The following is a 17,586-nucleotide window of genomic DNA, read 5'->3' as shown; positions in this document are numbered from 1 at the left end:
CAGCCTCCAGCGGTCACCGTCGGCCCCCCTCATGGGGGTGGCTCCGCGCCGAACATACACCACGGGAAACCGGTTCCCAACCCACAGAATCGGATGCTACGGTACCGCCGAGGAACCGGTTTCTCACCGGTTCCACACGGCGAACACATCGAGGTGATCGACGACATGTCCGTAGTGACGGAGCTACGCCGGACCGCCCGGTCCGCACGTGCCGAGAAGGGMGCGCCCACGCGGCGACCCCTGCGGCGCGGCGACGGGCGGAGCGCGGCGATCTTCCTCGCCCCCTGGTTCCTGGGCCTCGGCCTCATCACGATCGGCCCGATGATCGCGTCGGGCTACCTGTCCTTCACGGACTACAGCCTGCTCGCACCACCGAAGTGGATCGGCGTCGAGAACTACACGCGGATGTTCGAGGACCCCCGGCTGCTCAACTCGCTGCGGGTCACGTTCACCTACGTGTTCACCGCGGTGCCGCTGCAGCTGATCGCCGCGCTCGCGCTGGCGCTGATCCTCGATCGCGGGCTGCGCGGGCTGGCGTTCTACCGGTCGGTCCTCTACCTGCCGTCGCTCTTGGGCGGCTCGGTCGCCGTCGCCATCCTGTGGCGCCAGGTGTTCGGAGTCGACGGGCTGGTGAACCAGTTCCTCGCCCTGTTCGGCATCGTCGGCAAGGGCTGGGTCTCGGACCCCGACACCGCGCTGGGCACGCTCGTGCTCCTGCACGTGTGGACGTTCGGGGCGCCGATGATCATCTTCCTCGCCGGCCTCCGGCAGATCCCGGAGATGTACTACGAGGCTGCCGCGATCGACGGCGCGGGGTTGCTGCGCAAGTTCCGCAGCATCACGCTGCCGCTGCTCACGCCGATCATCTTCTTCAACCTGGTGCTCCAGGTGATCGGCGCCTTCCAGAGCTTCACGCAGGCCTTCGTCGTCTCCGGCGGCACGGGCGGCCCGGCCGACTCGACGATGTTCTACACGCTCTACCTCTACCAGAAGGGCTTCACGGCCTTCGACATGGGGTACGCGTCCGCCATGGCCTGGCTGCTCGTCTTCATCGTCGGCGTGATGACCGCGATCAACTTCTTCGCCTCCAAGTTCTGGGTCTTCTACGATGACTGAGGTCCACGTGCGCCCCACGCCCACCGACGCGCCCGGCCCCGCCCAGCGCATCTCCGCCCTGGCCGCCGACGCACCGCCGCCGCTGCGCCACCGCTCCCCGTGGCCGGCCCGACGCCGCTCCGCGCTCAAGCACACAGGCCTCGTCGTGCTCTGCCTGCTGATGCTCTACCCGCTGATCTGGTTGCTGGTCAGCTCGTTCAAGCCCACCGACCTGATCTTCCGGGACGTGTCGCTGATCCCCTCGGACGTCGACTGGACCAACTACTCGGAGGGCTGGAACGCCCTGCAGTACCCGTTCGGCCGGTACCTGATGAACTCGGCGGTCATCGTCCTCGGCTCGCTGCTGGGCAACCTGGTCAGCTGCTCGATGGCGGCCTACGCCTTCGCTCGGCTGGAGTTCCGCGGCCGGCGGCTGTGGTTCGCGATCATGCTCGGCTCGATCATGCTGCCGATCCACGTGATCATCGTGCCGCAGTACATCCTGTTCGCCCGGCTGGACTGGATCAACACGTTCCTGCCGCTGATCGTGCCGAAGCTGCTGGCCACGGACGCGTTCTTCATCTTCCTCATGGTCCAGTTCTTCCGCGGGATCCCCCGGGAGCTGGACGAGGCCGCGCGGCTCGACGGCTGCGGGCACGGGCGGATCTACCTGCGGATCATGCTCCCGCTGTCGCTGCCGGCCCTGGCGACCACGGCGATCTTCACGTTCATCTGGACGTGGAACGACTTCTTCAGCCAGCTCATCTTCCTCACCCGACCGGACATGTACACCGCGCCGGTAGCACTTCGTACGTTCCTGGACTCCACGGGCGCGAGCTCGTGGGGCCCGATGTTCGCGATGTCGATCGTCTCGCTCGTCCCCGTCTTCCTCGCGTTCCTCTTCGGCCAGAAGTACCTGGTCAAGGGGATCGCGACGACGGGCATCAAGTAACACCGGCCCTCCCCTCCCGACAGCACAACGTCGTCCTCGTCATCCAAGGAGAATCCATGCGCCCCCGACCGTCCCTTCGCGTAGGTGCCCTGCTGGCCGTCGCGGCCCTGGCCCTCACGGCCTGCGCCGGCTCGTCCGGCGGTTCCGACGAGCCCGCCGACGCGCCCACGTCGTCCGGCCCTCCGGAGCCCGTCGAGATCCGCTTCTCGTGGTGGGGCTCGGACACCCGGCACGAGCTGACCCAGCAGGTGCTCGACAAGTTCACCGAGAAGTACCCGTACATCACGGTGGTCCCCGACTACACCGACTGGAACAGCTACTTCGACAAGCTGGGCACGTCGGTCGCCGGCGGCGACGCGCCGGACGTCATCACGCAGGAGGAGCGGTTCCTCAACGACTACGCCTCCCGCGGCGTGCTGGCGGACCTCAACGAGCTGGGCCTGGACACCTCGAAGATCGACGAGAACGTGCTGCAGTCCGGCACGATCGACGACAAGCTCTACGGCGTGGCCACCGGCGTCAACGCCTACGCGATCGTCGCCGACCCGGCGGCCTTCGCGGCGGCCGGCGTCGAGATGCCCGACGACTCCACCTGGACGTGGGACGACTACGTCGACGTCGCCGACAAGATCTCCGCCGCCACCGGCAAGTCCGTCTGGGGCACCCAGGACTACGGGTTCAACGAGCCCGGGTTCTCGATCTTCGCCCGCCAGCGCGGGGAGTCGCTGTACACGAAGGACGGCAAGCTCGGGTACGACGACAAGACGCTCGCCGACTGGTGGCAGTACTCGCTCGACCTGCAGGCCGGCGGCGGTGAGCCCGACGCCGCGACCACGGTCGAGGTCGACGCCGGCGGTCCCGAGCAGTCGCTGGTCGGCACCGGCAAGGGCGCCATGGCGTGGTTCTGGACCAACCAGCTGACCGCCATCACCAACGCCTCAGGCAAGGAGCTCAAGCTGCTCCGCGTTCCCGGCGAGTCGGAGGAGAAGCGCACCGGCATGTACTTCAAGCCGGCCATGTTCTACTCCGTCGCGGCCAAGTCCAAGCACCCGAAGGAGGCCGCGCTGCTGGTCGACTTCCTGCTCAACGACGAGGCCGCCGGCGACATCCTCCTCTCGGACCGCGGCCTGCCCGCCAACACCGACGTCCGCGCCGCCGTGCAGTCGAAGTTCTCCGCGACCGACCAGCAGGCCGCCGACTTCCTGGCCGACCTCGAGGACGAGATCGTCGACGGACCCGCCGTCCCGCCCGTCGGCGCCGGGCAGGTCGCCGAGATCACCCGCCGGATCAACCAGGAGGTGCTGTTCGGCCGCATGACGCCGGAGGACGCCGCCAAGCAGTTCACGCTCGAGGTGGAGTCGGCCATCAGCTGACCCCAGCACCAGCCGCAACGTCCGCGCTCCCGGGGCCCCCTCCCCGCGGGAGCGCGGACGTTTGCTGTGTGCGAAGCGGGACGTCCGCACGTTCGAGCGTCCCGGCGACCGAATCTGCGGACGTTGCGGCGGTGTATCTCACCCATCCGCGGCGACTCCTTCGTGGCACCCTCGACATCGGGGGTTGCCGCACGTGGAGGTGCGGCTCGCGGGACGAGAGGGACGTCGATGACCGAGCAGGTCCTCACCCGGCGGGCGGTCGCCTTCGACCCGGCCACCCACGGCTTCGCGTTCCCCAACGCGTTCGTCAACGAGGTGCTCACGCTGCCCAACGGCGCGAAGATCACGACGGCGGGCCGATGCGGCGGGATGGCGTACGCGGCCCTCGACTACTTCCTCGCCGGGCAGCCGGTCCCCCGGTGGCGCTCCGACCTCTGGGCGCCCGGCCGGGTCCCGCCCGACAGCCACTGGCTCGCGCAGCTGTGCACGCAGCGCCTGCGCGACTCGTTCTTCACCGGGTCCGCCGCCAAGTTCGTCACCTGGTCCATGCACTCCGACGACGAGACGTGGGTGTTCAAGGGCGTCACGCGGTGGACCAAGGAGGAAGAGCTCCCCCGGGTCATGCGGTCGATCGACGCCGGCCGCCCGGTCGTGCTCGGGCTCGTCGTCGCGCGCTCGCTGGCCGCGATCGGCGACAACCACCAGGTCATCGCCTACGGCTACGAGCAGGACCGGACCACCGGCCGCGTGACCGTCCAGATCCACGACAACAACACCCCCGGCAGGCCGGTGACCCTCACGTCCGGCAGGGACCAGCACGACTGGACCGCCTCGAACGGCCACCGCTGGCGCGGCTTCTTCGTGCAGGACTACACGCCCAAGCGCCCCCGGGTCCTCACCAAGCACGCGCCCGACGTCAAGGACCAGGTGTCCACCGGCGACACGGTCAAGCTCTCGCACGTGTGGACGGGCCTCACGCTGCACTCGCACGACCGCCGGTACGTGCACCCAGGGTCCGACGGGCTGCAGCAGGTCACGGCCTTCGGCGGCGCCGACGACAACGACCGCTGGCTGCTGGTCGGCACCGCCGGGACCCCGGCCGGGACGGACGTGCGCGACGGCTCGGTGGTCCGGCTGCGCCACGTCTCGACGGGCCGGTGGCTCCGCAGCGCGGCCGGCATCCCGTCGCCGCTGTCCCACCAGCAGGAGGTCAGCGCGTCGGCCACCGCCGACGCCGACGCCGACTGGCGGGTCGAGGTGATCGACGACCGCCCGTGGACCGCCGGCGCCCGCGTCCGCCTCGTGCACGTCGCGACGAACGCGGCGCTGCACTCCCACCACGCCTCCGACACCCGGCTCACCGCCGGCCAGCAGGAGGTCACGGCCTTCGCCGAGCGGGACGTCAACGACTGGTGGACGGTGCTGGAGCTCAGCTGACCGTGCCGCGGAGCATCGGCAGGTCCGTCGGCCCGAAGGCGACGTTGAACCCGCCCTCCACCACCAGGGCGTCGCCGGAGACCGTCGCCGTGGCGGTCACGACGAAGGGCGACTCGACGAACCGGAACGTCAGCACGTAGGTGTCCGGGCTCGTCCACGCGCCGCTGACCAGGACGTCCTCGGGATCGCGGCGGCGCAGCGTCGTGCGGGTCAGCGCGGGCTGCGCGTGCCCGACCGAGACGATCACTGTCTCGTCCTCGTGGTCGACCGTGAGCCGGTCGTGGCTGTCGCCCACCTCGAGCACCGCGTTGCGGATGCCGAGCGTGTTCGGCTCGAAGGTGATGGTCCGTCCGCTGAGGCGGTCGCCCGTCGGGGTGGTCGGGGCGCCGTGCGGTGGGTCGATGCGCAAGCCGTCCAGCCGCGCAGTGAGCTCCCGACGGCCCGCGTGGTCGTCCGGCAGCGGCCCGTCCGACAGGCCGGGCAGCAGGTGCTCCCAGACCAGCGCGAGCTCACCGTGCATCTCGCCGACGCCCGACGTGATCGCCACGACCACGTCCTGCGCGGGCAGCACCACGCAGAACTGCCCGAACGCCCCGTCGCCGCGGTAGCTGTCATGCCGCCCGCGCCAGAACTGGTACCCGTAGCCCTGCGCCCAGTCGACGTCCGGGTTGCCGTCGTTCGGCACCTGCTTCGTGGTGGCCTGCGCGGCCCACCCCTCCGGCAGCACCCGGCGCCCGTCCCAGATCCCGTCCTGCAGGTAGAGCTGGCCGAGGACCGCGATGTCCTCGGTGGTCCCCGACATGCCGGTGCCGCCCGCGTCGATCCCCGCCGGCGACTGCATCCACGTCGCGCCCTCGATGCCCAGCGGCTCGAACAGCCGCGGGCCGAGGTAGTCGAGCAGCCGCTGCCTGGTCAGCTTCTGGACCAGGGCCGAGAGCACGTGTGTGCCCGCGGTGTTGTAGACGAAGAACGTGCCGGGCTCGTGCTCCACCGGCTCCGCGAGGAACGCGGTCACCCAGTCGTCCGTCCCCTGCACGCTCGGCGTGGGGTCCGTGTCGTGCCCGGACGTCATCGTCAGCAGGTGCCGCACCCGCATGCGCCGGAGGTTCTCGCTCGGCTCGTCCGGCGCCGGGAAGTGGTCGAGCACCAGGTCGTCGACGGTGAGCAGCCCCTCGGCCGCCGCGAACCCGACGGCCGTCGACGTGAAGCTCTTGCTCAGCGAGAAGAGCTCGTGCAGCCGGTCCGACGCGAACGGCGCTGCCCACCCCTCCGCGACCACCGCCCCGTGCCGCACGACCATCAGCGAGTGGAGCTCGGGCCAGGCCTCGAGCGCGTCGACGAGGTTCAGGAGGGCCCGAGGGTCGACGCCCTGCTCCTCGGGGGTGGACCGGGGCAGACGTCGAAGTCCTGGCATGCGCCCACCCTGCCACCGAGGCCCGACAGCCGCGCGTCCCACACCCCGCAACGTCCGCACTCCGGTGGGTCCTGACCCACTCGAGCGCGGACGTTGCGGGTGCGAGAACGGCGCCGGACGCGACGAAGCCCCGGCCCGCTGAGCGGACCGGGGCTTCGACGTGCGTGCGGTGTCAGCCCACCTGGGGCAGGGTGCCCGCGCCGCCATCAGTGATGGCGGGACCGGCCGCCGGCAGGTCGGTGCCCGAGGTCGGCGTGCCGTACGACGACGCCGCACCGACGGCCACCGGCTCCGGGACTGTGGTGCCCCTGGGGACGCCCCGGAACGTGAACTCCCCGAGCAGGCCTTCGCCCTCGGCGTCCACAATCACCAGCTGGCCGGCCTTGAGCTCGCCGAACAGGATCTTCTCGGACAGCGCGTCCTCGATGTCCCGCTGGATGGCGCGGCGCAGCGGCCGAGCACCCAGGACCGGGTCGTAACCCTTCTCCGACAGCAGCTTCTTGGCCGCGGGCGTGATCTCGATGTCCATGTCCTTGTCCCGCAGGCGCTTGGCCAGCTTGGCGACCATGAGGTCGACGATCGCGAAGATCTCCGGCTGGGACAGCTGCGGGAACACGACCACGTCGTCAACGCGGTTGAGGAACTCAGGCCGGAAGTGCTGCTTGAGCTCGTCGTTGACCTTGGACTTCATGCGCTCGTACGACGTCGACAGGTCCCCGCCGGCCTGGAAGCCGGTCATGAGGCCCTTGGCGATGTCCCGGGTGCCGAGGTTCGTGGTCATGATGATGACGGTGTTCTTGAAGTCGACCACCCGGCCCTGCGAGTCGGTCAGGCGACCGTCCTCGAGGATCTGCAGCAGCGAGTTGAAGATGTCCGCGTGCGCCTTCTCGACCTCGTCGAAGAGGACCACGGAGAACGGCTTGCGCCGCACCTTCTCGGTGAGCTGACCGCCCTCGTCGTACCCGACGTAGCCGGGGGGCGAGCCGAACAGCCGCGAGACGGTGTGCTTCTCCGAGAACTCGGACATGTCGAGCTGGATGAGCGCGTTCTCGTCGCCGAAGAGGAACTCCGCGAGCGCCTTGGCCAGCTCGGTCTTCCCGACGCCCGTGGGGCCGGCGAAGATGAACGACCCACCGGGACGCTTCGGGTCCTTGAGGCCCGCACGCGTGCGGCGGATGGCCTGCGAGAGCGCCTTGATGGCGGCGTCCTGGCCGACGACCCGCTTGTGCAGGTTCTCCTCCATGTGGAGCAGGCGGCTGGACTCCTCCTCGGTGAGCTTGAACACCGGGATGCCCGTGGCGATCGCCAGCACCTCGGCGATGAGCTCCTCGTCCACCTCCGCGACCGCGTCGAGGTCGCCGGACTTCCAGGCCTTCTCCTTCTCCACACGCTTGAGACCGAGCTGCTTCTCGGCGTCGCGGAGACGGGCTGCCTTCTCGAAGTCCTGCTCGTCGATCGCCGACTCCTTGTCGCGACGCGTCTCGGCGATCTGCTCGTCGAGCTCGCGCAGCTCCGGCGGAGCCGTCATGCGGCGGATGCGCAGGCGGGCGCCGGCCTCGTCGACCAGGTCGATCGCCTTGTCCGGCAGGTAGCGGTCGTTGACGTACCGGTCCGCCAGCGTGGCGGCGGCCACCAGCGCGGCGTCCGTGATGGACACGCGGTGGTGGGCCTCGTACCGGTCGCGCAGACCCTTGAGGATCTCGATCGCGTGCGCCAGGTTGGGCTCGGCCACCTGGATCGGCTGGAAGCGACGCTCCAGGGCCGGGTCCTTCTCGACGTACTTGCGGTACTCGTCGAGCGTGGTGGCACCGATGGTCTGCAGCTCACCGCGCGCCAGCATCGGCTTGAGGATGCTCGCGGCGTCGATGGCGCCCTCGGCGGCACCTGCCCCGACGAGCGTGTGGATCTCGTCGATGAACAGGATGATGTCGCCGCGGGTGCGGATCTCCTTGAGCACCTTCTTCAGGCGCTCCTCGAAGTCACCGCGGTAGCGGCTGCCGGCCACGAGCGCGCCCAGGTCCAGCGTGTAGAGCTGCTTGTCCTTGAGCGTCTCGGGCACGTCGCCGCGCACGATGTCCTGCGCGAGGCCCTCGACGACGGCGGTCTTGCCGACGCCGGGCTCCCCGATGAGGACCGGGTTGTTCTTGGTGCGGCGGGACAGCACCTGCATGACCCGCTCGATCTCCTTCTCGCGCCCTATGACCGGGTCGAGCTTGCCGTCGCGCGCAGCCTGCGTGAGGTTGCGGCCGAACTGGTCGAGGACGGCACTGCCCGAAGGCTGGCCCTCCTGCGGACCGCCGGCGGCGACGGGCTCCTTGCCCTGGTAGCCGGAGACGAGCTGGATGACCTGCTGGCGCACGCGGTTGAGGTCCGCGCCGAGCTTGTTGAGGACCTGGGCGGCGACGCCCTCACCCTCGCGGATCAGGCCGAGCAGGATGTGCTCGGTCCCGATGTAGTTGTGACCCAGCTGCAGCGCCTCGCGCAGCGACAGCTCGAGCACCTTCTTGGCGCGCGGGGTGAAGGGGATGTGGCCCGACGGAGCCTGCTGGCCCTCGCCGATGATCTCCTGCACCTGGGCGCGGACGGCCTCGAGCGAGATGCCGAGCGACTCGAGAGCCTTGGCGGCGACGCCCTCACCCTCGTGGATCAGGCCCAGCAGGATGTGCTCCGTGCCGATGTAGTTGTGGTTGAGCATCCGTGCCTCTTCTTGGGCAAGGACGACCACGCGACGGGCTCGGTCCGTGAATCTCTCGAACATGTGCACTCCTCACGAGCTGCGTGCCCACCGATCCCCGGGCTGGCGCACCGGGGGTCTACGAGCGGCGTTGATCGATGCTAACGGCGGGGTGGTGCCTCGACTGCCCGTGTTCGCCGCAGGCGTGACGACGTCGCCGGGTTGCCCGGGGTCATTTATCCCCCGAGCGGGCAGGTCTAGCGTCGTTGAGCGCTGGTGGGGCTTTTCCGGGCGCGCGGGGGCGACGACGCCGCCGGCCCAGCAACCCCGACACGCACGACTCCCAGGAAGTTGTCGAGGGGAGGGGTCCTATGGGTCCCCGACGAGTTCTTGTCCTGTTGTCCGCAGCTCTGCTGCTGGTGCTCACGCCGTCCGCGGCCAGCGCGCACCATCCGTCACCGAGCCCGGAGCCCCAGCTCCTGGTCGGCGGCCTGTCCGGTGGGTTCGGGAGCACGGTGGGGCCGGAYGGTGCCCTGTACGTGACCGAGCCGTCCGTCGGCGAGATCTCCCGGATCGACCCGCACACCGGTGCGCTCACCACGTTCGCCAGCGGGCTGCCGACGAACGTCTCCATCAGCGGCGCGTTCGGCGGCGCGTTCGACGTGGCTTTCCTGCACGGCACGGCGTACGCGCTGGTCACGTTCGTCAGCGCCGATGTCGGCGGCACGTTCCTCGACGGCATCTACCGGATCGACGGCCCGACGACGTCGACGCTGGTCGCCGAGACCGGCAGCTTCGCCGCGGCGAACCCGCCCTCAACGGCCTTCTTCGTGCCCACGGGCGTGCAGTACGCGTTCGAGCCTTACAAGGGCGGGTTCCTGGTCACCGACGGCCACCACAACCGCGTCTACCAGGTCGGCCTCGACGGCTCCGTCTCCGTGCGGCTCGCGTTCGACAACATCGTGCCGACCGGGCTCGACGTGGCCGGCTCGACGGTCTACATGGCCGAGGCCGGCCCCCTGCCGCACCTGGCGGCGGACGGCAAGATCGTGACGTTCGGCAAGCGCTCGACCAGCGCGACCGAGGTCGCGTCGGGTGGACCCCTGATGGTCGACGTGAAGCTCGGCAGAGGGCATGCCCTCTACGCGCTCGCGCAGGGCGACTGGCCGCTGGGCGGCGAGGCGGGCTCACCCGCAGCCCCGAACACCGGGCAGCTGTTCCAGGTCGGTCGGCACGGGTCGCTCGAGCTCATCGCGGACGGGCTGAACCAGCCCGTGTCGTTCCAGGTCATCCGCAACACGGCCTACGTCGTCACGCTCGGCGGGGAGGTGTGGACGGTCGACCTCCACGGTCACGGGCACTGACGCCGCACGCGAAGGGTCGGGCCGCGGGCTCGGCCCTTCGTCGCGCCCAGGGACTCATGCCAGACGCCCGCTGTTCACACACCCGAAATCGATCGCAGGTTGGGTGGGCCGCGCCGACGTGCACGGAGCCGTAGCCTGACGCAGACGACCGCAAGGAGCCTGGATGACCACGCCTGACCTCGTCGTACGCGCCCGCCACGCCTGGATCGAGGGTGCGCTGCGTCCGGCCGAGGTCCACGTGACCGATGGCGTCGTCACCGCGGTCGACGGCCCCGTGCCGCAAGGGACGACGGTCGTCACGCTCGCCGACGACGAGGTCCTGCTCCCCGGCCTCGTCGACAGCCACGTGCACGTCAACGAGCCGGGCCGCACGCACTGGGAGGGCTTCGCCTCCGCGACGCGGGCGGCCGCCGCCGGTGGCGTGACGACGCTCGTCGACATGCCCCTMAACTCGATCCCGCCCACGACGACGGTCGCGGCGCTCGACGCGAAGAGGTCCGCCACGGACGGCAAGCTCAGCGTCGACGTGGCGTTCTGGGGTGGCGCCGTGCCGGAGAACCTCGGGTCGCTCGGCCCTCTGCACGCCGCGGGCGTCCGGGGGTTCAAGGCGTTCCTCACGCCGTCGGGTGTCGACGAGTTCGGGTACCTCGACACCGACGGGCTCGAGCTCGCGCTGGCCGAGGTCGCGACGCTCGGCAGCGTGCTGATCGTGCACGCGGAGGACCCCGCCGACCTGCGCGGCGACGGCGCCCTCGGGCCGCGGTACGCCGACTTCCTGGCCAGCCGCCCGGCCCTGAGCGAGCGGCACGCGATCGCCGGCGTCATCGACGCGATGCGGCGCACGGGCGCCCGCGCCCACGTGCTGCACCTGTCCGACGCCGGCTCGCTCGGCCTGGTCCGCGCCGCGAAGACCGAGGGCCTGCCGCTCACCGTCGAGACCTGCCCGCACTACCTGGCTCTGCGGGCCGAGGACGTGCCGGAGGCGGCCACGCAGTTCAAGTGCTGCCCGCCCATCCGGGACACGGCCAACCAGGACCTGCTGTGGGCCGCCGTGCTGGACGGCACCATCGACGCGATCGTGTCGGACCACTCACCGTCCACCGCGGACCTCAAGAGCGCCGACTTCGGGCTCTCGTGGGGTGGCATCGCCGGCCTGCAGCTGGGCCTGTCGGTCGTGTGGACCGAGGCGCGAGCCCGCGGGATCCCGCTCGAGTCGCTGCTGCCGCTGTTCACCACCGGCCCGGCGGGCGTCGCCGGCCTGGACGGGCTCGGCGTGCTGCGGGTCGGTGCGCCCGCGCACCTCGTGGCGTTCGCGCCCGACGACCAGCGAGTGGTGGACGTGCACCGCCTCGAGCACCGCAACCCGGTCTCGCCGTACGACGGCGCGACCCTGGCCGGCGCCGTCCGCACGGTGTGGCTGCACGGCTCGCCCGTGGTCGAGCGCGGAGCGGTCACCGCCCCCGGGACCGGCCGCGTGCTGCTGCCGGAGGCCGCCCGTGCGTGAGCCCTCAGGCCTCGCGGTGCCRGTGGCCGAGACCGGCTGCGCCGAGGGCGAGCACGCCCGCGAACAGCATGCCGACGCCCACACCCTGCTCACCGCCCACGCGCAGCAGCAGGGCACCGACTCCCGCGCCCACCAGTATCAGCGCCACCGCGAGCGCGCGCCGCGCCCAGCCGTCGCCGGTGCCGCCCGCCAGCCGGCTGTCGGCCGCCAGTCCCGTGAGCGTGGACGTCACGACGACCGTCGTCACGTCCTTGACGGCCAGCCGGCGGGCGGTCGCGGCCTGCAGGCCCATGGCCACGGCGAGCAGAGCCGTGACGACGAGCGCCCAGGTGGTGCCCTGCTCGGGCGGGACCACGAGCGCGCCCACCCCGAGCGCGACCGCCAGCACCCCGGTGGCCGCGAACGTCACGCTCGTGCGGTGCGACCAGCCGGCCGGTGCCGTGCGCAGCACCCGGCCGCCGAGGGCCGCGCCGCCGAGGAAGCCGGCCAGCGCGAGCGCCGGACCGAGGATCGGCAGGTCGTCGGCACCCGCGAGAGCCATGCCGAGGATGACCACGTTGCCGGTCATGTTCGCGGTGAAGACCCGGTCCAGACCGAGGTAGCCGACGGCGTCGACGATGCCCGTCGTGAACGTCAGTGCCAGCATGAGCACCAGGTGGCGGCGGGCGTCGTCCCATGTCTTCATCACGGCGTCATGGTGGGGGTGAGGGGCCGATGAGCGCAACGCTGCAGCCGGGCACGGGCGAGATCCGGGCGGCCTACCTGCTGTCGACGCCGGCCACCGTGCTGTGGGGGCGGCTCCCCTGCGCGACCGATGCGCCCGTGCTGCGGGTCGCGGCCGGCAGCGAGGTCACCATCGACACGGTCAGCCACGAGGGCCTGCTCGACGACCAGGGCAGCGACCCGTTGGCGTTCTTCACCGGCCACGGGGTCGCGCCGCGGGACGTGCTGACCGACGCGGTCGAGATCGTCGGCACCCTGACGCGCTCCCCGCACGACGGTCCGCACGTGGTGACCGGCCCGATCCACGTCGAGGGCGCGTTGCCGGGCGACCTGCTGGCCATCACCGTGCTCGAGACCACGCCGCGAGCTCCCTACGGCGTGATCTCGAACCGGCACGGCCGTGGTGCGCTGCCGGGCGAGCTGCCGCGCGGGCCGGAGAACGTCTCCGTCTTCACGACCGTCGGTGAACGGGACGGGAAGCTCGTCGGCTGCCTGCCCGCCGTCGAGGGCGGCGAGCGCCTCATCGAGTTCCCGCTCGCGCCGTTCCTCGGGATCATGGGCGTCGCGGTGGCCGGCGACGAGCGGCCGCACTCCGTGCCGCCCGGCGCGCACGGCGGGAACATCGACATCAACTTGCTGCAGGTGGGCGCCACGCTCTACCTGCCCGTGCAGGTGCCGGGCGCGCTCGCGTACGTGGGTGATCCCCACTTCGCGCAGGGCGACGGGGAGGTCGCGCTCACCGCCCTGGAGGCGTCGCTGCGGGTGACGCTGCGGTTCGACGTGATCCCCGCGGTGGAGGCGCTCGCGCGGTTCGGCCCGTTCGAGGGACCGCTGGTCGAGACGCCGGAGTACCTGGTCCCCACCGGGCTCGACAAAGACCTGACCGAGGCCGTCAAGAAGTGCGTCCGGGCGGCGCTCGCGCTGCTGCAGGCGCGCTGGGGGCTCGACGAGCACCTCGCCTACGCGTACCTGTCGGCGGCCACCGACATCGACATCTCGCAGGTGGTGGACCAGGTCTGCGGGGCCCACGCGCGCATCCGCAAAGCCGACTTCGAGAAGGTGTCGACATGATCCCCGACGACCTGCAGGAGGCGTTCGACGCCTACGAGCGCGCACTCGCGGACGACGACGTCGCGGCGCTCGACGACGCGTTCGCGCCCGGACCGGAGACGATGCGCGGCGACAGCAGCGGCCTGCTCGTCGGCCACGACGCCATCAGCGCGTTCCGCGTCGCCCGCGGCGGCATCGCACCCCGTGTGCTGGACCGCGTGGAGTCCCGGCGCCTCGCCGACGACTGCTGGCTGATCGTCGCGACCTCGCGCTACGAGGGCGGCGGGACGGGGCTGCAGAGCCAGGTGTGGCAGCTGGCCGACGGTCGCTGGCGCATCACCGCGGCGCACGTCACCGGGCGCACGCCGAGCTTCGACCGGTCGGTGTGGCGGACGGTCGGCGACCCGCTCTACCAGGGCGCGTTCGAGGGTCCGCTGCTCGGGCTGCGCGTCGCGGTCAAGGACGTGTTCGCCGTTCGCGGCTATCGCGTCGGCGCCGGCAACCCGACCTGGCTGCGCGAGGCCGCCCGCGAGCGCGAGCACGCGCCCGTGGTGCTCGACCTGCTCAAGGGCGGCGCCTCGGTGCGCGGCCTGGCCAGGACCGACGAGCTCGCGTACTCGATCGCGGGCGTCAACCCGCACTACGGCACCCCGCCCAACGGCGCCGTGCCCGGCGCGCTGCCCGGCGGCTCGTCCAGCGGGCCGGCCACGGCGGTCGCCACCGGGCAGGCCGACGTGGGGCTGGCCAGCGACACCGGGGGGTCCATCCGCGTCCCCGCGTCGTACCAGGGCCTCTGGGGGCTGCGGACCACCCACGGGCTGGTCCCGCGGCAGGGCATGGTGCCGCTGGCGCCGTCTTTCGACACCGTCGGCTGGCTGACCCGGGACGGCGCGACGCTGGAGGCCGTGGCCACCTGGTGCCTCGAGGACGACGCCCCGCTGCTGCCTGCCCGCTGGGTGGTGCCGGTCGAGGTCCTGCAGGTGGTCGAGCCGGCCACCCGTGAGGCGTTCGAGGCGTGGGCCGCGGGGACCGTCGAGGAGATCGAGGTCGGCCCGCTCGACGAGTGGTTCGAGGCGTTCCGCGTGCTGCAGGCCGCCGAGGCGTGGCGCGCGCACGGCGCCTGGCTCACGGCGCACCCCGACGCAGTCGGCCCCGGCGTCCGCGAGCGGTTCGCGATCGCCAGCGAGATGACCGCCGCGGACGAGGCGTCCGCTCGCGCCGAGGTCGAGCGGCTCGCGGACGTGATCCGCGCGATCGTCGACGAGGCCGTCCTCGTGCTGCCGACCACGCCGGGCCCGGCCCCCGCCCGGACCGCGAGCGCCGAGGACCTCGACCGCGTCCGCTCAGCGACCCTGCGGATGACGGCCCTGGCCGGCGTCGGCGGCCTGCCAGCCCTGTCCGTCCCCGCCCTGCGGTTCCCGTCGGCGCTCGGGCCGGCACCGGTCGGCGTCTGCTTCGTCGGCCCCCGCGGCACCGACCTGTCCCTCGTCCGCCACGCCCGCTCCCTGGGCCACGCAACTGTTGGAGGCCACGCATGACCGCCCCGGTCAACCCGCCACCCCGCCTGCTCATGGGCCCCGGACCGGTCAACGCCGACCCGCGCGTGCTCCGGGCGCTGTCGACGCCACTGATCGGCCAGTACGACCCGGTGATGACCGGCTACATGACCGAGACCATGGCGCTCTACCGCGAGGTGTTCGCGACGGGCAACGAGGCGACCCTCCTGGTGGACGGCACGTCGCGGGCGGGGATCGAGGCGGCGATCGTCTCGCTGGTGCGCCCCGGGCAGCGCGTGCTGGTCCCGGTGTTCGGCCGGTTCGGGCACCTGCTCGCGGAGATCGCGCTGCGCGCGCAGGCCGAGGTGCACACGATCGAGGTGCCGTGGGGCCAGGTGTTCACGGCGGCGGCCGTCGAGGAGGCGATCCTCCGGGTCAAGCCGCACCTGCTCGCGATGGTGCAAGGCGACACGTCCACGACGATGAACCAGCCCCTGGACGAGCTGGGCGCGATCTGCGCGAAGCACGGCGTGCTGCTCTACGCCGACGCCACCGCGTCCCTGGGCGGCAACCCGTTCGAGATGGACGCGTGGGGCATCGACGCCGCGACCGCCGGCCTGCAGAAGTGCCTGTCCGGCCCGTCGGGGAGCGCGCCGATCAGCCTGTCCGACCGTGCCGTCGAGGTGATCCGCGGCCGCCGCCGCATCGAGGCCGGCATCCGCGAGGAGTCCGACGAGGACACCGGCGAGCCCGTGCACTCCAACTACTTCGACCTCGGCATGGTCCTCGACTACTGGGGTCCGCGGCGGCTCAACCACCACACCGAGGCGACAAGCATGCTGTACGCCGCGCGGGAGTGCGCCCGGATCATCCTCGAGGAGGGGCGGCAGGCCGTCATCGACCGGCACGAGCGGGCGGGGGCGGCGATGCTCGCGGGAGTCCGCGGCCTGGGCCTGACGGTGTTCGGGGACGTCGCGCACAAGATGAACAACGTGGTCGCGGTCGAGATCCCGGACGGCGTGAACGGCGACGCTGCGCGTGGGGCGATGCTGCAGGACTTCGGCATCGAGATCGGCACCTCGTTCGGCCCGCTGCACGGCCGCGTCTGGCGCATCGGCACTATGGGCGCCAACGCGCGCCTGGACACCGTGCTGGTCACCCTGGCCGCGCTCGAGCAGGTGCTGCGCCGGGCCGGCGCCGCCGTGCCGGCGGGCGGTGGGGTCGACGCGGCCTACGCCTCGTGGGCGGCCTGATGCTCGACGTCAGGACCGCGGCCCGACGGATCATGGCGCGCTGCGACGAGCTCGCCACCTACACGTCGATGACCGGCGGGATCGAGCGCGTCTACCTGTCCCCCGAGCACGCCCGCGTGAACCGCGTGGCGGCGCGATGGATGCGCGAGGTGGGGCTGGACACGTGGCAGGACGCGGCCGGCAACCTCTGCGGGCACCTCGACGGCCAGGACCCCGAGTCGCCGTCCCTGCTGCTCGGCTCGCACCTCGACACGGTCCGCGACGCCGGCCGGTACGACGGCATCCTCGGCGTGCTCATGGCGATCGAGGTGGTCCGCGCGCTCAAGCCCCGGGCCGCCAGCCTGCGGTTCGGGCTCGACGTCGTCGCGTTCTGGGACGAGGAGGGCGCCCGGTTCGGCACCGCCCTGCTCGGCAGCTCCGCGATGGCCGGGAAGTGGAACGAGTCGTGGTGGGACCTCACCGACGAGCACGGCACGACGCTGCACACCGCGTTCAGCGAGTTCGGCCTCGACCCCGGCCGCATCGGTGCGGCCGCGCGCTCACGCGAATCGCTGGCGGGGTACCTCGAGGCGCACATCGAGCAGGGCCCGGAGCTCGACGACGGGGGCGCCCCACTGGGCGTCGTGACCTCGATCGCGAGCGCCCGACGGTTCGCCGTGCAGATCGACGGCGAGGCCCGGCACGCCGGCGGCGCACGGTACGAGAAGCGGCACGACGCGCTGCTCGGCGCCAGCGAGGTCGCGCTCGCGGTCGAGCGGCTGTGCCGGGCGGAGCACCACATCATCGGCACGGTCGGCCGCCTCGAGACGTTCCCGGGCGCGGTCAACGTGGTGCCCGGCGAGGCCCGGCTGACGGTCGACCTGCGCGGCGAGCACGACGACGACCGCGACCGGGTGTGGGGCTCCATCACCCGCGAGCTCGACGAGATCGCCGGGCGTCGGGGCCTGACCTGGTCCGCGCGCGAGCTGCACGAGGCACCCGCGGTCATGTGCGACACCCTGCTGCAGGACGTGGTCCGGGCCGGGATCGAGGACACCGGCCGCCGGAACGTCCCCGCGCTGTTCAGCCGCGCGGGCCACGACGCCATGGCGATCGGGGCGGTCACCGGCGTCGGGATGCTCTTCCTGCGCAACCCCGACGGCATCAGCCACCACCCGGACGAGGGCGTGAGCCTGGCCGACGTCGAGACCGGCCTGCAGGCGCTGACCGCCACCGTCGAGCACCTGGCCCGCGAGGCCGCCTGAGAGGATC

General features: G+C 71.8%; 13 protein-coding genes. 10 read left to right on the top strand and 3 right to left on the bottom strand.

What is annotated here, in order from left to right; genetic code table 11:
- Nucleotides 1-165: 165 nt before the first annotated feature.
- The 4 genes from AC1DYZ_RS00205 to AC1DYZ_RS00190 all read left to right on the top strand — a co-directional run bounded on the left by AC1DYZ_RS00205 (nucleotide 166) and on the right by AC1DYZ_RS00190 (nucleotide 4,857).
- Nucleotides 166-1,116, top strand: a complete 951-nt coding sequence (locus AC1DYZ_RS00205) for a carbohydrate ABC transporter permease (protein ID WP_477063212.1) — start codon at nucleotides 166-168, stop codon at nucleotides 1,114-1,116.
- Complete coding sequence (locus AC1DYZ_RS00200) at nucleotides 1,109-2,047, top strand: carbohydrate ABC transporter permease (RefSeq protein ID WP_477063211.1); 939 nt, start codon at nucleotides 1,109-1,111, stop codon at nucleotides 2,045-2,047. The genes AC1DYZ_RS00205 and AC1DYZ_RS00200 overlap by 8 nt, the downstream gene beginning before the upstream one ends.
- A 56-nt stretch (nucleotides 2,048-2,103) precedes the next feature.
- Complete coding sequence (locus tag AC1DYZ_RS00195) at nucleotides 2,104-3,420, top strand: ABC transporter substrate-binding protein (protein ID WP_477063210.1); 1,317 nt, start codon at nucleotides 2,104-2,106, stop codon at nucleotides 3,418-3,420.
- Between the two features lie 228 nt (nucleotides 3,421-3,648).
- Nucleotides 3,649-4,857 carry an MIR domain-containing protein gene (locus tag AC1DYZ_RS00190; protein ID WP_477063209.1) on the top strand — a complete coding sequence of 403 codons (1,209 nt, stop codon included), beginning with the start codon at nucleotides 3,649-3,651 and terminating at the stop codon, nucleotides 4,855-4,857.
- Here the strand turns inward: AC1DYZ_RS00190 and AC1DYZ_RS00185 are convergent.
- A complete protein-coding gene (locus AC1DYZ_RS00185) occupies nucleotides 4,850-6,271 on the bottom strand; it encodes a serine hydrolase domain-containing protein (protein WP_477063208.1) in 1,422 nt (473 codons plus the stop codon). The two genes, AC1DYZ_RS00190 and AC1DYZ_RS00185, sit on opposite strands and share 8 nt — an antisense overlap.
- 172 nt (nucleotides 6,272-6,443) lie before the next feature.
- Complete coding sequence (locus AC1DYZ_RS00180; protein ID WP_477063207.1) at nucleotides 6,444-9,029, bottom strand: ATP-dependent Clp protease ATP-binding subunit; 2,586 nt, start codon at nucleotides 9,027-9,029, stop codon at nucleotides 6,444-6,446.
- 287 nt (nucleotides 9,030-9,316) lie between these two features.
- On the opposite strand from AC1DYZ_RS00180, the gene AC1DYZ_RS00175 reads away from it, so the two are divergent.
- The gene (locus AC1DYZ_RS00175) at nucleotides 9,317-10,309 is read left to right on the top strand and encodes a ScyD/ScyE family protein (RefSeq protein WP_477063206.1); all 993 of its coding nucleotides are present in this window, start codon (nucleotides 9,317-9,319) and stop codon (nucleotides 10,307-10,309) included.
- 163 nt (nucleotides 10,310-10,472) lie between these two features.
- Nucleotides 10,473-11,813, top strand: coding sequence for an allantoinase AllB (allB, locus tag AC1DYZ_RS00170; protein ID WP_477063205.1), 1,341 nt, complete (start codon nucleotides 10,473-10,475; stop codon nucleotides 11,811-11,813).
- Nucleotides 11,814-11,817: 4 nt separating this feature from the next.
- Here allB and AC1DYZ_RS00165 read toward each other — a convergent pair whose 3' ends face one another.
- Nucleotides 11,818-12,498, bottom strand: coding sequence for a YoaK family protein (locus AC1DYZ_RS00165; protein WP_477063475.1), 681 nt, complete (start codon nucleotides 12,496-12,498; stop codon nucleotides 11,818-11,820).
- Here AC1DYZ_RS00165 and AC1DYZ_RS00160 point away from each other — a divergent pair.
- Genes AC1DYZ_RS00160 through AC1DYZ_RS00145 form a run of 4 tightly spaced genes read left to right on the top strand, consistent with a single transcriptional unit; the run spans nucleotide 12,489 to nucleotide 17,579 of the window.
- Nucleotides 12,489-13,607: an acetamidase/formamidase family protein gene (locus AC1DYZ_RS00160; RefSeq protein ID WP_477063204.1), complete on the top strand. Its 1,119-nt coding sequence runs from the start codon at nucleotides 12,489-12,491 to the stop codon at nucleotides 13,605-13,607. The two genes, AC1DYZ_RS00165 and AC1DYZ_RS00160, sit on opposite strands and share 10 nt — an antisense overlap.
- The gene (locus tag AC1DYZ_RS00155) at nucleotides 13,604-15,124 is read left to right on the top strand and encodes an AtzH-like domain-containing protein (RefSeq protein WP_477063203.1); all 1,521 of its coding nucleotides are present in this window, start codon (nucleotides 13,604-13,606) and stop codon (nucleotides 15,122-15,124) included. Before AC1DYZ_RS00160 ends, AC1DYZ_RS00155 begins: the two co-directional genes overlap by 4 nt.
- The gene (locus AC1DYZ_RS00150; RefSeq protein WP_477063202.1) at nucleotides 15,121-16,335 is read left to right on the top strand and encodes a pyridoxal-phosphate-dependent aminotransferase family protein; all 1,215 of its coding nucleotides are present in this window, start codon (nucleotides 15,121-15,123) and stop codon (nucleotides 16,333-16,335) included. The genes AC1DYZ_RS00155 and AC1DYZ_RS00150 overlap by 4 nt, the downstream gene beginning before the upstream one ends.
- Nucleotides 16,335-17,579 (top strand): allantoate amidohydrolase, encoded by a 1,245-nt coding sequence (locus AC1DYZ_RS00145; RefSeq protein WP_477063201.1) that lies wholly within the window; start codon nucleotides 16,335-16,337, stop codon nucleotides 17,577-17,579. Before AC1DYZ_RS00150 ends, AC1DYZ_RS00145 begins: the two co-directional genes overlap by 1 nt.
- Nucleotides 17,580-17,586: the final 7 nt, after the last annotated feature.

The organism is Cellulomonas sp. P1_C4 (assembly GCF_056406355.1).
This window is presented reverse-complemented; position numbering and strand designations above follow the sequence as displayed.

What these genes read in the sequence shown, in the direction of transcription:
- AC1DYZ_RS00200 (WP_477063211.1), top strand. Translation starts at nt 1,109, where the DNA reads ATGACTGAGGTCCACGTGCGCCCCACGCCCACCGACGCGCCCGGCCCC.
- AC1DYZ_RS00195 (WP_477063210.1), top strand. Translation starts at nt 2,104, where the DNA reads ATGCGCCCCCGACCGTCCCTTCGCGTAGGTGCCCTGCTGGCCGTCGCG.
- AC1DYZ_RS00190 (WP_477063209.1), top strand. Translation starts at nt 3,649, where the DNA reads ATGACCGAGCAGGTCCTCACCCGGCGGGCGGTCGCCTTCGACCCGGCC.
- AC1DYZ_RS00185 (WP_477063208.1), bottom strand. Translation starts at nt 6,271, where the DNA reads ATGCCAGGACTTCGACGTCTGCCCCGGTCCACCCCCGAGGAGCAGGGC.
- AC1DYZ_RS00180 (WP_477063207.1), bottom strand. Translation starts at nt 9,029, where the DNA reads ATGTTCGAGAGATTCACGGACCGAGCCCGTCGCGTGGTCGTCCTTGCC.
- AC1DYZ_RS00160 (WP_477063204.1), top strand. Translation starts at nt 12,489, where the DNA reads ATGTCTTCATCACGGCGTCATGGTGGGGGTGAGGGGCCGATGAGCGCA.
- AC1DYZ_RS00155 (WP_477063203.1), top strand. Translation starts at nt 13,604, where the DNA reads ATGATCCCCGACGACCTGCAGGAGGCGTTCGACGCCTACGAGCGCGCA.
- AC1DYZ_RS00150 (WP_477063202.1), top strand. Translation starts at nt 15,121, where the DNA reads ATGACCGCCCCGGTCAACCCGCCACCCCGCCTGCTCATGGGCCCCGGA.
- AC1DYZ_RS00145 (WP_477063201.1), top strand. Translation starts at nt 16,335, where the DNA reads ATGCTCGACGTCAGGACCGCGGCCCGACGGATCATGGCGCGCTGCGAC.